Source organism: Streptococcus sp. 4886 (genome assembly GCF_013276485.1).
GTDB lineage: Bacteria > Bacillota > Bacilli > Lactobacillales > Streptococcaceae > Streptococcus.
Window position 1 is genome coordinate 158,837 of record NZ_VMLD01000014.1, and the last position, 14,707, is coordinate 173,543.

10 protein-coding genes and 1 tRNA gene are annotated in these 14,707 nt (G+C 40.8%); 1 reads left to right on the forward strand and 10 read right to left on the reverse strand.

The genetic code is table 11. The features are described 5' to 3' along the window. Nucleotides 1-283 precede the first annotated feature (283 nt). The gene (locus HT679_RS11390; protein ID WP_240149437.1) at nucleotides 284-424 is read left to right on the forward strand and encodes a hypothetical protein; all 141 of its coding nucleotides are present in this window, start codon (nucleotides 284-286) and stop codon (nucleotides 422-424) included. Between the two features lie 189 nt (nucleotides 425-613). On the opposite strand, the gene HT679_RS07330 is transcribed toward HT679_RS11390, so the two are convergent. From HT679_RS07330 to HT679_RS07375, 10 genes are all read right to left on the reverse strand, one after another. Then, a tRNA-Thr gene (locus tag HT679_RS07330) sits at nucleotides 614-686 on the reverse strand. Between the two features lie 100 nt (nucleotides 687-786). Beyond that, nucleotides 787-1,572, reverse strand: coding sequence for an ABC transporter permease (locus HT679_RS07335; RefSeq protein WP_173213854.1), 786 nt, complete (start codon nucleotides 1,570-1,572; stop codon nucleotides 787-789). A 1-nt stretch (nucleotide 1,573) separates the two neighbouring features. After that, nucleotides 1,574-2,392: an ABC-2 family transporter protein gene (locus HT679_RS07340; RefSeq protein ID WP_173213856.1), complete on the reverse strand. Its 819-nt coding sequence runs from the start codon at nucleotides 2,390-2,392 to the stop codon at nucleotides 1,574-1,576. A gap of 1 nt (nucleotide 2,393) precedes the next feature. Then, entirely contained in the window at nucleotides 2,394-3,386 is a 993-nt protein-coding gene (locus HT679_RS07345) for an ATP-binding cassette domain-containing protein (protein WP_173213859.1), read from the reverse strand. A 456-nt stretch (nucleotides 3,387-3,842) separates the two neighbouring features. Next, nucleotides 3,843-10,547, reverse strand: coding sequence for a YSIRK-type signal peptide-containing protein (locus HT679_RS07350; protein ID WP_173213869.1), 6,705 nt, complete (start codon nucleotides 10,545-10,547; stop codon nucleotides 3,843-3,845). A 533-nt stretch (nucleotides 10,548-11,080) separates the two neighbouring features. After that, nucleotides 11,081-11,770, reverse strand: coding sequence for a 50S ribosomal protein L1 (rplA, locus tag HT679_RS07355; RefSeq protein WP_001085675.1), 690 nt, complete (start codon nucleotides 11,768-11,770; stop codon nucleotides 11,081-11,083). Nucleotides 11,771-11,867: 97 nt separating this feature from the next. Beyond that, a complete protein-coding gene (gene rplK, locus HT679_RS07360; protein ID WP_001085807.1) occupies nucleotides 11,868-12,293 on the reverse strand; it encodes a 50S ribosomal protein L11 in 426 nt (141 codons plus the stop codon). Nucleotides 12,294-12,415: 122 nt separating this feature from the next. Next, nucleotides 12,416-13,132: an LD-carboxypeptidase LdcB/DacB gene (gene ldcB, locus HT679_RS07365; RefSeq protein ID WP_173213871.1), complete on the reverse strand. Its 717-nt coding sequence runs from the start codon at nucleotides 13,130-13,132 to the stop codon at nucleotides 12,416-12,418. 2 nt (nucleotides 13,133-13,134) lie between these two features. Beyond that, nucleotides 13,135-13,605 carry an HIT family protein gene (locus tag HT679_RS07370; RefSeq protein WP_173213873.1) on the reverse strand — a complete coding sequence of 157 codons (471 nt, stop codon included), beginning with the start codon at nucleotides 13,603-13,605 and terminating at the stop codon, nucleotides 13,135-13,137. Nucleotide 13,606: 1 nt separating this feature from the next. Beyond that, nucleotides 13,607-14,644, reverse strand: coding sequence for a M42 family metallopeptidase (locus tag HT679_RS07375; RefSeq protein ID WP_173213875.1), 1,038 nt, complete (start codon nucleotides 14,642-14,644; stop codon nucleotides 13,607-13,609). Between the last annotated feature and the right edge of the window lie 63 nt (nucleotides 14,645-14,707).

The following is a 14,707-nucleotide window of genomic DNA, read 5'->3' on the forward strand; positions in this document are numbered from 1 at the left end:
TTTTTAACGCATGTTAATAAATGATGCAAAAGTTTCGTACTTAACGGGGATACATTATAAGCACATTCATACCATCAAAAATAGTAGCAATCAAATTGAACCACTACCAAAATCACAAAGTCAAACATCATTGATGAAATATCAGCGCTATTAAACAATATAAATAACCGCTAAGAATAAGGCTTAACGGTTATTTATACATATCTATTTTTTCAAATCTTCAGTCATATGTTCACCTGTGACCTAGGCTTTACGAGTGCCTTGCTCTAGCAACTAATACTCAATGAAAATCAAAAAGCAAACTAGGAAACTAGCCGTAGGCTGCTCAAAACACTGTTTTGAGGTTGTAGATAAGACTGACGAAGTCAGCTCAAAGCACTGCTTTGAGGTTGTGGATAGAACTGACGAAGTCAGTCACATATAAACGGCAAGGTGAAACTGACTTTGTTTGAAGAGATTTTCGAAGAGTATGAATACTCACGTCCCTTACAAAAATTATTATAGCAGAGGTCAGTTTCAAGAACAAGTTCTTTTGCCTATCTGGTCTCTATATCGCTCTAAGTGGCTAAATAGTTAAGAAAAAAGAAACCCAGTAGAATGAGTTTCTTCATTTTGCCGATTGCAGGGATCGAACCTGTGACCTAGGCTTTACGAGTGCCTTGCTCTACCAACTGAGCTAAATCGGCGATTACACTTACAGTATAGCACTCTGAGAATAGATGTCAAGTAATTTTCATCTCTATTAGAAAAAGTCTGTCCTGAGACAAGGCTTTGAGTTTCTTCATCTTAGGACCCTGCACTTTCATAAGAATCCAAGCCCCTGTCCCATAATTTCAAGGAAATGACAAAGAAGACTAGGGAAATCAAAATCAAACCTCCGATGTTAAAGATTACATCCTTGTCCTGCAAGAAATAGCTAGCAGGATAGTAGGCTGTAAAGGCAAATGGCACGATAAAGCTAATCAACCAACGAAGAAATGAATTATAAATGGAAATCGGATACTTGGCAAAGTCATTAAACATATAAAAAATGTAGATCATGGCGCCTGACTGCTTGGTCCAAAAAGCGATACTAGCTGTCGCGATTTTAAGAGAAGTATAAATCAAGGTCGCAAAAGGAATACAAACTAGGAAAAGCAGGAATTTTGGAAGAGTCCAAGCAATGCTGGTCACTGTTGTTCCCAGTAGGATACCACCGACCAAGAGCTCGCCCAGGGCATCAATCTGAAAGGTCTCAACCAAGATGTGAAAGAGAGGATTGATAGGACGTGTAAGATACTTGTCAAACTCCCCTTTTCGCACCAAACGCTGTCCCAGAGCCCAGAGATTATCAAAAAAGAGATGGTCCAGCCCCTTGGGAATCAAGGAAAATCCATAGATAAAAGCAATCTCTTGAAAAGTCCAACCTTCTAGGGATGGGATGTGTTGAAAGATGACATTGAGAAACAAGAGGTTCAAGCCTTGGGTCAGAAAAACTCCCAGGACACCAACTACAAAATCCACCTTGTATTCCATGATTTGCTTGATATATTGTCTGATAAAAATCAGATGCATACGCTGATATTTTTTCATACTAACCTCCTTGAATGGTGATAAAGGACTGGACTCGTTTCCAAATCAACTGAGACAAGCCCACCATCACTAAGAGCCAGAAAAACTGCAAAAGGAGTGCCTGAAGCATCTGACTGGCATCGTATTTCCCAACAATAATCATGACTGGTGTGTAGATTAAGGATGAAAAAGGCAGGAAGGACAGAATATCTGAAACAACCTTTGGAAAGAAAGCCAAGGGAATCAAACTTCCAGACATAAAGGCCACTATAGAAGTCTTAAGTAGGTTGGAACCCCAAAGATTTTTAAACACAAAGGCAGAAAATCCAAAGCAGATATTAAAGAAAAAGTTAATCAGATAGGCTAGCGTTAGACTAAAGAGATAAAGGACAGTTAAACCCAACACTTCAACAACGCCTTGCCCAGATAAGATTTTCATCAAGACAATGACACTTAAAAATGGAAGGCCAACGCTAATAAAAATCAACCACTTGGAACCAAGCTCAGTGAAAAGATAAGAGGCCGCAAAATGCACTGGTCGCAACAAACGCATGATAATGGAACCATCCTTGACCTCCTCCCCAATCATAAAGGAGCTATCAGACCTGGTCAACAGATTGGTCACAAAACTCATAATGATGTAGAGGGTGATATCTGCCATACTAAAGCCCTGAATCAAAGACTCCTGAGAGGAATCAAAGACAGCCTTCCAGAGATAAAAAGCCACAAAAGCACCCATGACATCGCCGATCCGATAGAGAATAAAGTTGACTCGGTAAGTAATCAACTCCTGAACCCCTGCATTGATAAAGGGTTTATAACGTCTCCATAATTTGATCATCCTAGAGCTCCTTTCGGTAGAAGCGACGGATAATATCCTCAATATCCGTATCCACCATCTTCAAATCGCGGATCTCAAAATCAGACAGGGTTTGCTTGATAATATCAGCTGACTGATAGCGGGAACTATCGAATTCAATGTTGAGACTATTCCCCTGTCTACCAATGCTCATATCCGAAAAGCCTTCATAGTGAGAAACGAGATGACTTTGACCTGGTAGTAGTTCAAAGGAAAGAGTCTTCATCTTGCCAAAGGTTTCCTTGAGTTGGCTCACCGTTCCATCAAAAATCTCCTGCCCCTTATCAATCATAAAAATTCGATCACAGAGTTGCTCAATATCGCTCAGGTCGTGAGTGGTCAAGAGAATGGTTGTTTCTTCCTCCTGATTGATTTGGGTAATAGCTCGACGAATGTTATCCTTGACCGAAACGTCCAGGCCAATAGTTGGCTCATCTAAGAAAAGAACCTTGGGATTGTGAAGCAAGGAAGCTGCAATGTCCGCCCGCATGCGCTGCCCTAGTGAAAGAGTCCGTACAGGATCCTTGATAAAGTCCTTCAAATCCAAGACTTCATTCAAAAAGTCCATACGCTTATGAAAGAGCGAATCTGGCACATCGTAAATCTCCTTCAAGACCGTGTAGGTCTCTTGTAGAGCCAAATCCCACCATAGCTGGGTGCGTTGTCCAAAGACTACACCAATATCCTTGACATAATCTTGGCGATTATCCTGGGGAATCTTGCCGTTAATCCGACAAAAACCAGATGTCGGTTTCAAAATCCCAGTCAGCATTTTAATGGTTGTCGACTTCCCAGCACCATTTGCCCCGATGAATCCTAAAATCTGCCCCTTGGGAACCTCAAAGGTCAAATCCTTGACCGCTTCAAAGGTCTGCTTTTCAGGATGAATAAAGGAGCGCAAAGCCCCCTTCAAGCCCGGTTCCTTAACAGTCTTCACAAAATTTTTCTGAAGATGTTCCACTTCTATCATTGCCATATCTATCTCCCTATGGTAAGGAATTGCAACATTGTCTTTTGACTACAAATATTCTAAATCCTTACTTTCTACACCTTCTACATTTTATTACTACAGAAGGCTTTATACCAACCTATTATAATCTAATAAAAAATAGAATGCAAGCGTTTGCCTAAAATTTGTGAAATTGAAAATTTTTCTCTTAAAATAATACTTTTAATCAAAAATTCCGTTGATTAGAAATTGGTTTAAATCCCCCAATCAATTTGTCCATTTTTTATCTCATTTCACTGTACAATAAGTGAGACTGAAAAAAGTCTTTAAAATTAAAAACGCATAATATCAGGTCTTGAAAAACTTGATACTATGCGTTTTATTGTGGGAATATTTACTTCATTTTATCCTGAAATGAAGTTTTTGCCCATCCTCATTAAGGACAATCTGTTCATTGCAAACAAATTATACCCATTAGAAAGATTAGTCTTCTTTTTTCTTGCGAGCAAGAAGTCCAAATCCACCTAGGACTCCAAGAAGTCCAAGCGCTGCAAGACTAGCGTTAGCTTCTGTACCTGTGTTAGGCAATTCTTTTTGACCATCAACATATTTAGGTGTTGCTGGCATTTGAGGTTTAGCTGGCTCTACCGGTTGTGCTGGTTGAGTCGGTTCAACCGGTGTTGGAGTTGGCATCTCAACTTTGCGGAAGATATGTCTGATATTTCCATTTGAATCTGTCACAGTCTTCACATATTCGTAACCTGGAATTGTTCCCGGTTCTTTAGAACCTGGCTCAGTTGGTTTCAATGGATTTCCATTCTCATCTGTCCAAGTAGTTGTATTTTGCTTACCTGGATTTGGTTGAGGAGCTGGTGGTGTTACTTTTTCATAAACATGAACAGTATCTCCATTTGACAGTTTCTTCGTTTCTACGAATCTGTATTCTGGAATGTCTTTCTTATCGACTGTACCTGGCTCACTTGGATAGTTTGGAATCTCTTTGCCTTCTTTATCTTTGAAGAAGGTACTTACTTTTTCGTAGATATGTTCAGTATCACCATTTGGTAATTTCTTAGTCTCTACGAATCTGTATTCTGGAATATCTTTCTTATCTACTGTACCTGGCTCACTTGGATAGTTTGGAATCTCGTTTCCGTCTTTATCTTTGAATGAAGTTGTTACTTTTTCGTAGATGTGTTCGATATCTCCGTTTGGAAGTTTCTTAGTCTCTACGAATTTATAACCTGGAATCGTTTTAGCCGGAGTTTCTCCTTCTTCTGTTGATTTCACAGGGTTGTTGTCTTTATCAACAGTAATAAGATTGCCTTCCTTATCCTTGAATGTTGTTGTTACTTTTTCATAGATATGCTCAATATCGCCATTTGGTAATTTCTTTGTTTCTACGAATTTATAACCTGGGATCGTTTTAGCTGGGATTTCTCCTTTTTCTGTTGATTTCACAGGGTTGTTGTCTTTATCAACAGTAATAAGATTGCCTTCCTTATCCTTAAATGTTGTTGTTACTTTTTCATAGATATGAGTAGTATTACCCTTGCCATCAACTTTAGTTTCAACAAATCTATAGCCCGGGAAGTCCTTCTTATCAACTTTGCCATCTTCTGTAGTACTTCCTGAAACAACATTCCCATCTGTGTCTTTAAACTCCGTTACAGGACGCACAGTTGGAGTATAAGTTTCAGAAACTACTTTACCATTGACGTCTTTCACTTGAACTGTTACTCCAGAAGTTTGTCCTACAAAATCTTTTTCTGGTGTAAATTCAACGACTCCATCCTTAAGTACATATGTTCCTTCTCCTGGAACTACAACTTCTTTCACTTCTTTACCAGTTTTATCAACTAATGTTAGAGTAGATTTATCAAGCTCAACTTTTTCATGACCTTTATTAAAGTTTACTGTTGTATTATCTTGATCTGGCGTATCAAATACTACAGGAGATGTTTGAGTAGTTCCACGAGCTCCTTCAGTAACCGATGAAGCACCTGTTGGAGTCACAGCTGTTACCGTTGGGGTGTAAGTCGTTGTTGTCGCTGTTCCGTTGGCATCTTTCACTTGAACTGTTACTGGAGTTGCCTTGCCTACAAAGCTTGAAAGAGGTTGGAAGGTGATGGTGTTGGTGTCTTTGTTTAGACTGTAGGTACCTTGATCTGCCACTGTGACAGTTGTAGTTTCTGCTCCATTGGCATCAAGAAGCGTTACCGTTCCTTTATCTAGCTCAACAGACTTCGCAACAGTTTCAACCATAGCACTACCTTTAGTAAAGTTCACAGTGCTAGCGTCTGTATCTGCAGTATCATACTTAATAACTGAAGTCTGGGCTTGTCCTTGCGGTCCAGTTGTCTCTGAAGCTTCAGAGCTTGGTGTTACTGGAATAACTGTTGGGGTGTAGGTAGCTTCTTTCGTAATGCTTGCAGTTTCATTCTTGGCATTTTTAACAGTCGCAGTTGCTTCAACTTTGATGGCATCTGGTGTCCCCTTATACGCACCATCTGGTTGGAAGGTGACTTTACCTGTCGTTGAATCAATTGTATACTTACCAACTGATTGAACAACTACAGATGTTTTATCTGTCGCTTGGCCTGTAGTTGGATCCACAAGTTTATAGCCTGTGATAGTCGTTGTTGCTTCTGCTCCATTTGACAAGGCAAAGGTTGGAGTTCCACTTTGAGTAGCCCCTTGAATGTCTTTCGATGTCACATTAGTCGACGTTAGAGAAACTGGAGTAACTGTCGGAGTGTAGGTAGCGGTTGAAGTTTCACCATTTGAGTCCGTTGCTTGAACAGTAACACCTGTCCCCTTCTCTTTGTATGATGGATCTGGTACGAAGGTCACAAGACCTGTTGTTGGTTCAATTGTGTACGTCCCCTCACCTGGAATTGTCACACTATCCGTTGCTTGATTTGTTTCTGGAGAAATCAACTGGTGCTTCACAACTGTTACACTCTTGTCTGAAGTCTTAAAGGTTGGAGTTCCACTTTGAGTAGCCCCTTGAATACCAGTCGATGTTGCATTTTCAGATGTCATGGTCACATCTGTTACCGTTGGGGTGTAAGTCGTTGTTGTCGCTGTTCCGTTGTCATCCTTCACTTGAACTGTTACTGGAGTTGCCTTTCCTACGAAACTTGAAAGAGGTTGGAAGGTGATGGTGTTGGTGTCTTTGTTTAGACTATAGGTACCTTGATTGGCCACTGTGACAGTTGTAGTTTCTGCTCCATTGGCATCAAGAAGCGTTACCGTTCCTTTATCTAGATCGACAGACTTCTCAACAGTTTCAACCAGAGCACTACCTTTAGTAAAGTTCACAGTGCTAGCGTCTGTATCTGCAGTGTCATACTTAATAACTGAAGTCTGGGCTTGTCCTTGCGGCCCAGTTGTCTTAGAAGCTTCAGAGCTTGGAGTTACTGGAATAACTGTTGGGGTGTAGGTAGCTGTCGCAGTTGCAGTGAGTGGGTTGCCAGTAGTATCATTAGCAAATGTTACTGTCAAACGTACTGTAACTGCTGGTGCTTCCCCTGTAAAGTCTTTTTCAGGAGTGAAAGTGACCAATCCTGTATCTTTATCAATCTTGTAAGTACCTATTGTCTTACCATCTTTTGTAGCCGTTACAGAGCCATCTATCGCTCCTTCAAGGCTATAGAGTTTTGTTCCCTGATCAATCTCTGTCTCTTTCTCAGTCTCAGTTTCGGTATCTGTTTTAAACTCAAATGTTGGGTTACCTGATTGTGGACGTCCTTGAATAGCCAATGATTTCGTAGGTTGACCCTCTATATCCAGAGGAGTAACAGTAATAGTGTAGACTGTTCTTGCCGTGGATGTGTTTGCACCATGATCTGTCCCTGCTGTTGTCTCACCAACGTTTGTCTCATCAACTAGGTTAGTATTACTATCCATAACATCTACTGTAACCGTATAAACACCAACTTCTGTCAATTTTAAGCTTGTTGCATCTGGGTAATTATGAGCATCACCAGTCTTTGTGTAAGATGCAACCACCCCACCATTTGGATCAGTTACTGTAATAGTTGTTATCTTGGTATTGTGACTAGTCTTGAAAGTTTTCTCAGCATCACTTGTAGATGGAAGTGAGTCATCTTCTGCATCAGCTACTGTCACATGAGCATTAGTTGTTACCGTACTTACTCCGTCCAAACTGCGATCTACTAAGTCTACAGTTGTATTCATCTTAGTTGTATAAGAAGTCGAAGTAACAGTTGGTTTTCTATTGATAATCGTAGCTTCGTCCGTTGATTCTGCTGTAGTAGCCTTAACCACACCAGAAAATCCTGATGAAGTAGATACTTCCCAATGATCAGCATCTGTCTTTCTAGCTGTCACTACTGACTGATCCGATGACGACCATGTGTTCGTAGCTTTATCGTAAGAAACTGTTACATAGGTTCCATTCCCAACTCTTGTAGCTAAGGTATTTTCTCTCGCATAAACTGTTTCTTTACGAGTCACATCATTAACTGCTGTAACCTTTCCTGTAGCATCATAACTACGGTTATAGGCATAAATATAGAACTTGATAGAGCCATCCGCTTGCACAGAGGTGTAAACTTCTCTATTCGTTACATCATAAGTACCATCTCTGTGATCGGTTCTAACAGTCGCATATTCAGCTGGTAGTTCCCAACGTCCACTTGTTTTATTCAAGGTTGCAACATGTGACGAGTTATCATTATCTTGGAGTGTGACAGATGAACGCATCAAGGATGCTGTAACAGCTTCTGTTTTAGCATAAACAGATATCTTATTTACACCAGCTGTTGCTGTCATTTCACTTGTAACTTTTAATTTAAATTGTTCACCAACTGTTCCGACTAATTCACCAGCTGTCACTGCTGTATTTGTAGTTCCCTCCGCGGCAACATACCACTTGCCTTCTCTATTTTCAAGTGCTGTGACACTTCCATCAGGCATGGTTACCTTGGCATAGGTAGCTCCTTTAGAGATAGTCACTGGGACTTCTGTTCCATATGCAGCAATGTTGAGGACATCAATTTTCGGTGCTACCTTAACTGTGATACCTGCATGGGTTTCTTGCCCCTGGGTTGTCCAACCATTTGCACCTGTTGGCTGGTTCCAGTCCTTAGCATAGGCTGTAACATAATAAATACCAGCTTCCGTTGGAGTCCCACTAATCAAGGCCTTCCCTGTATAACCCGTAGTCACACCGTCAGGACTAGTTAAGGGTTTACTACCATCTAGTGCATAGGTCAATCCCGGAATCTCTGTATCCACGGCACGAGCTGTTCCAGTAGCTGTCACAATATTACCCGAGATTCCTGTAGTACTTGGTCCGTATTGATTACGGACTGTAACATTCGTCCCATCTGCTAGCGTATAGCTAACATTAGCACCGCCAGACATAGCACGAGAACCTGAAGTATCTGAGTAGTGGATATCAATACTATTTGTAGAGTGACCTTGTTCATTGGTAAAGCTACTTTTACCAACCTTTCCTTCAAAGACCTCTCCATTGGTTCCAATGTTTGGTGGAGTTGTATCTTGCCAACCAATCCAACCCCCACGAAGATTTCGGTACACTGCACGTACAGTAGCATTGGTCTGTTTATTGGTATAGGTCACATACATCCGCGTATCATATACCCCATTTGCCAGACCATCTGTCACAATCTTCCCCTGAATAGTATCTGTAGCTGCATTATAGGTTAAACCTGTTGGTAAGTTTGTCGGCTCTACCTTTGAAACCTCCCAGCCAGCTTTGGCTGCTTTCTCTGTCACACTAAATCGTCCCTTGATTTTTTCGATATAAACACGGTCAGTACCTTGTTCATAGACATAGTGATAGATGTGGGTTGCAAGGTATTCATATCCTCCTCCTGCACCAAAAACTACATTATTACCTGTTGAAATTGTTGACCCATCTGCACGGAGTTTTCCTTTCCAGAGGGGAGCTTCTGCAGCCAAGGCTTCTGCTTGTTCCTTGGTTAGAGGAAAATCCATTCGACCTTTATTATTATTTCCTTGACCTGAGTTGCCAGGATTCGTGTCGGTACCTGTCCGTTGGTGAGAGTACACGACTGCTTCCAGAGTCGTAATATCTCCACTGATTCTATCCGTTGAGACATCTCCTCTTGTAGCGGCAGTTGCACCAAAGGTATAGATATCCTTACCTGTTGCAGAGGCTTCTGTTATAGCTGTTGAAACTATCTTATAAGTGCCATCCCCCTGCGGAATGGATATATAATCTTTGGCATTTGGTTGTGCAATTACACCACCGGCAGGAGGCGTATCAGCCAAGGAAACAGAAAATTCTTCTTTGCCTGTTTTACGGAGAGTAACATATACAGCTTCAATAGATGACTTCAGTTCTGCCATCGATTGGTTAAGGGCTTGGGCACTCGCATCACCATTTGCTAAAGCAGCCTTTGCTTCTGTAATTTTAGCAGCATTGCTGGCTATGGCAGCTCTAATAGCACTCTTGACATCTTCAGAAAGGCTTGAATCATTTGCTTCTTTTTCCAAAAAACTATTTACTAAACGATTGGTTACATCCGCCTCTGACACTCGCTTTTCTAACTCTACTTTTTCAGATGATTGATTTGTTTCTGCTGTATCGACTTGATTAGCTTGTGCTTGACTAGACGCCTCTGCGATTACAGTAATAGCATTTGTTAGCGCTTGGACTTGCTGAGCGACCTCTTCTTGACTTGGTTTAGCTTCTAAAACTGCTTGCGCACTTGTCAATGTTTGATTAGCAAAGTCAAGAGCTAGACTGTCTGTCCCCTTAGTAGCCGACTGGATTGCAGTACGTAAGGTCAAAATTTTCGATTGTAGTTCCGTCTTATCTGCAACTGTTTCTGTAGAGGATTCAGTTACCGCTGCTTCGGTATTCTCATCGCTAGCTTGGGATGAGGCAGTATCTTCACTAGCATCTCTAGTTAAAACTGGCTCTGCGTCATAAGTAGTGGGTTTAGATGAGTTAGCACCTTGATTAGCACCTTCATCGCCTATGGTCAGTGTTGGAGTCGTTGTTGAAGATGTTTCATTAACTCCTTCTACTTCTGTCGCTGAAACCGCACCAGTTCCAAGAAACATCAAACCAGCCGCAATCGCCACTGATGCTGCCCCAAAACTATACTTACGAATACCATACCGAAGGTATCTTTCAGTTCTAAAATCTTGTTGACCTCTCTTCATGAGATTCAACCTCCTTGATTTATTTTATTCGTGTTGATTTAAAGCATTAGGGCAAATAAAAAGCCCCCCCCCCTTAAATTTTTTAGTAATATTAAGAGAAGAACATCTTAAAAAAGATTGCTATATGATTGTAAACACTTTAACTGATTATAACATTTAAATTTATAGCATTCAAGTATTATAACTGATAATTATTGAGTTTGAATGAGTATTTTTTAATTTTATTAGAGATTTTTCTATTTTTCATTAACGATGATCAATGCTTTAGTATAAAACCAATTTAAATACGCTTAAAGAGTATTGTATTGAAACACGTGACTCTAAGAATAACAGCAGTAACTTAAATTTATACTCTTCGAAAATCTCTTCAAACCACGTCAGCTTCACCTTGCCGTACTCAAGTACAGCCTGCGGCTAGCTTCCTAGTTTGCTCTTTGATTTTCATTGAGTATTACCTTACAAGAAGATATTTTGAAATCAAAAAAAGTTGAGACATAGCGTCTTCAACTTTTTTACATTACTTTAACTACTGATTAAAGTGAGTTTACATCAACTTTGATACCAACACCTTGAGTAGTTGTGATAGTCAAGTTTGTTACGTAAGTTCCTTTAGCTGTAGCTGGTTTTGCTTTTTGGATTGTTTCGTTGAAAGCTTTGAAGTTTTCAACCAATTTTTCAGCTTCAAATGATACTTTACCGATGATTGCTTGAACGTTACCTGCACGGTCAGCACGGTAAGTGATTTTACCACCTTTAGACTCTTCAACTGCTTTAGCAACATCCATAGTTACAGTACCAGTTTTAGGGTTTGGCATCAAGTTACGTGGTCCAAGGACACGTCCAAGACGTCCAACAAGAGCCATCATGTCAGGTGTAGCGATAACTACGTCGAAGTCCAACCAACCGTCGTTGATTTTAGCAACAAGGTCATCTTCACCAACAAAGTCTGCACCAGCAGCTTTTGCTTCTTCAGCTTTTGCACCACGTGCGAAAACAAGAACGCGTGAAGTTTTACCAGTACCGTTTGGCAATACCATTGCTCCACGGATTTGTTGGTCAGCTTTTTTAACGTCGATGTTCAAGTTGTAAGCAACTTCTACAGTTGCGTCAAATTTTGCAAAGTTAGTTTCTTTTGCAAGTGCTACAGCTTCTTCTACGCTGTATGCTTTTGTGCTGTCGATTTTCTCAAGAGCAGCACGAAGTTGTTTGCTTTTTTTAGCCATTTTCTATTCTCCTTGTAAGTGGTTCAATCGATTTTCATCTCCCACGTCACTTCTCGAAATGATGAAGTCTTGCGGGTTATATTGGGAGTGTTATTGATTAGTCAACAACAGTGAATCCCATAGAACGAGCAGTACCTTCGATCATACGCATTGCAGACTCTACGTTTGCTGCGTTCAAATCTGGCATCTTAGTTTCTGCAATTTCTTGTACTTGTGCACGAGTAACTGTAGCAACTTTAGTTTTGTTAGGTGTACCTGATCCTTTTTCAACACCTGCAGCTTTTTTCAAAAGAACAGCAGCTGGTGGTGTTTTAGTGATGAAAGTAAATGATTTATCTTCGTAAACTGAGATAACAACTGGAATGATCATACCAGCTTGGTCAGCTGTACGAGCGTTGAACTCTTTTGTGAATCCCATGATGTTGATACCAGCTTGACCAAGAGCAGGTCCAACCGGTGGAGCTGGTGTAGCTTTACCAGCAGGGATTTGCAATTTTACAAGTTTTTCGACTTTTTTAGCCATTTTTAAATCCTCCTTTGTGGTTTTGGCGGTAATTAGAGATTTTTACCTCCCACAAGTATGCTTTTCACATACCCATCTATTATACACTATTTATCTGGAATTGCAAGAGAAAAGTTTATTTTTTAATCGACGTAATCTCCACCTTCAAATCCATAGTATTCTTCCAAACTGAGACCACTCTCAGCAATTTCTTTAGCTTCTTTTCCTACATAACGCAAGTGCCATTCCTCAGCCATATAGCCTGTTTCCTTTTCCTTGCCTTTGAGATAACGGACAACAAAGCCATAATCAGCTGCATGGTCCAAAAGCCATTGGGCTGCTTTTTCTTCTGTCACCAGATCACCATTTGTCCCAATCACATCAAAGGCTAAACCTGTCTGGTGTTCGCTATAGCCAGGTCGAGCAGAATAACGGTCGGCAGCTTCTTTCCCATCTTGATTGACATAATCTTGATAGAGCTTGGTCTGAGTTTCATAACTTCTAAAGCCACTGTAATGATCGCTGATTGGGAAACCTGCCTCTTGCATCGCTTTGATGAGTTTGACCAACTCTGCCTTGGCTGTTGGATTTTCCCCTGGATTGTAGTCTTTCGACAATGGATAGTGTTTATTGGCTACGATGATTTCATCATATTTTCCTTGGATGCTGTAGTAATCTCCCTTGTTAACCACTTCTGCTTTCTTCTGGGCAGTTCCTTGAGACTTACTTCCGACTGTCCCATCAGCTTTGGCTGTCTGTTCTGTCTTAGTTTCTCCATCTTCATTTTTTGCTTTTTCTTGTGAACAAGCTGCTAGACTCAAGGCTAGCAAGGCTGTCAAGACAAGGTATCTTTTTTTCATTTCTACTCCTTTATTTCTAATAGGTTATCTACTTCTAACGATAAACATTTAACTAATTTTTTAATCTCATCCGGTTTTGCTTGGCAGGTTTCTGCTGTCATTTCTTCAAAGGGAACCCACCATACTGGACCACGTCCCTTGAGACCGTGACCATTCATATCACCTGTTCGTCTAGGAAACAGATGCCAATGAAGATGGGCATCACCATTTCCTAGCAGTTCGATATTCATTTTCTCGGTAGCAAAGGCCTTAGCAACTGCCTCTTGGACTAAACTCATTTCCTCTAGAAAACGGATTCTAGTTTCCTTCTCTAAATGATGCAATTCTGTGACGTGTTCCTTGGCTAGAAAGAGACTATAACCTGCAAAATACTGGTGGTCTCCAATCACAAGATAGCCTGTTTCTAGTTCTCTCACAAAGTAAGGATTTTTCCCAACTTTAATGAGCTCAATTCTCTGACAAATAAGGCACATATTAGTCTACCAATGCGCTCTTAAGGTAAGCATCAACCATACGCTCCGTTGCAACCACCGAGTCAATATGAGTGCGCTCATAAGAATGGCTAGACTCGATACCAGCACCGAGAAGGGCGTGTTTAACTTCTGCCCCTGCAGACATAGCTGCCGAAGCATCCGAACCATAAAATGGATAGATATCCAGCTTAAATGGAATATCTTGTTCTTTAGCCAAAGCAACCAAATGTTGACGGAAGTCATAGTGATAAGGCCCTGAAGCATCCTTGACACAGATAGACACTGTGTACTCATCTGTTTGCTGGTCATCTCCCATAGCTCCCATATCCACAGCCAGATATTCTACTACCTGAGCAGGAATGTTAGAGTTTGCACCATGCCCCACTTCTTCAAAAACTGAAAAAGCAAAATGGGTTGTTACTGGCAACTCAATCTTCTCTTCCTTATAAATACGAAGCAGGTTAAGCAAAATAGCTGCGCTGACCTTGTCATCCAAATGACGAGACTTGATAAAACCTGTCTCTGTCACGATGGTTCGTGGGTCAAAGCTGATAAAATCACCAGCCTCAATCCCAAGAGCACGAGTTTCTTTTTCATTGCTTACTTTTACATCCAAACGCACTTCCATATTATCTTGCGTGCGTTCTGCAGTTCCTGCATCCTTGTAGACATGGCAAGAAGTCTGGTGTATGAGAATGGTTCCTGATAGCTTTTGACCTGTGCTAGCTACATGAACGATACAGTTTTCTCCTTCAATCATGTTCCAAGGAAAACCACCGATACGATCCAATTTGAGACGGCCGTCTGGTTTGACAGCACGGACAATAGCACCAAGCGTATCTACATGGGCAGTCACATAGCGTTGTTGCTCATCATTTTGACCTTTGATGGTCACATTGACACCGCCCTTGGCTGTACGAACTGGCTGGTAACCAAAACCTTCTAGAGTCTTGACTAAATAGTCCGAAATCTCCCGAGTGAAGCCCGTTGGCGACGCAATGGTTGTCAGTTCTTTAATATATTCTACTGTTTGATTCATTTCTTCACCTCTTTTGCTACCTATTATAACACATTTATCATCGGATAAAAAAGAAAATCACTC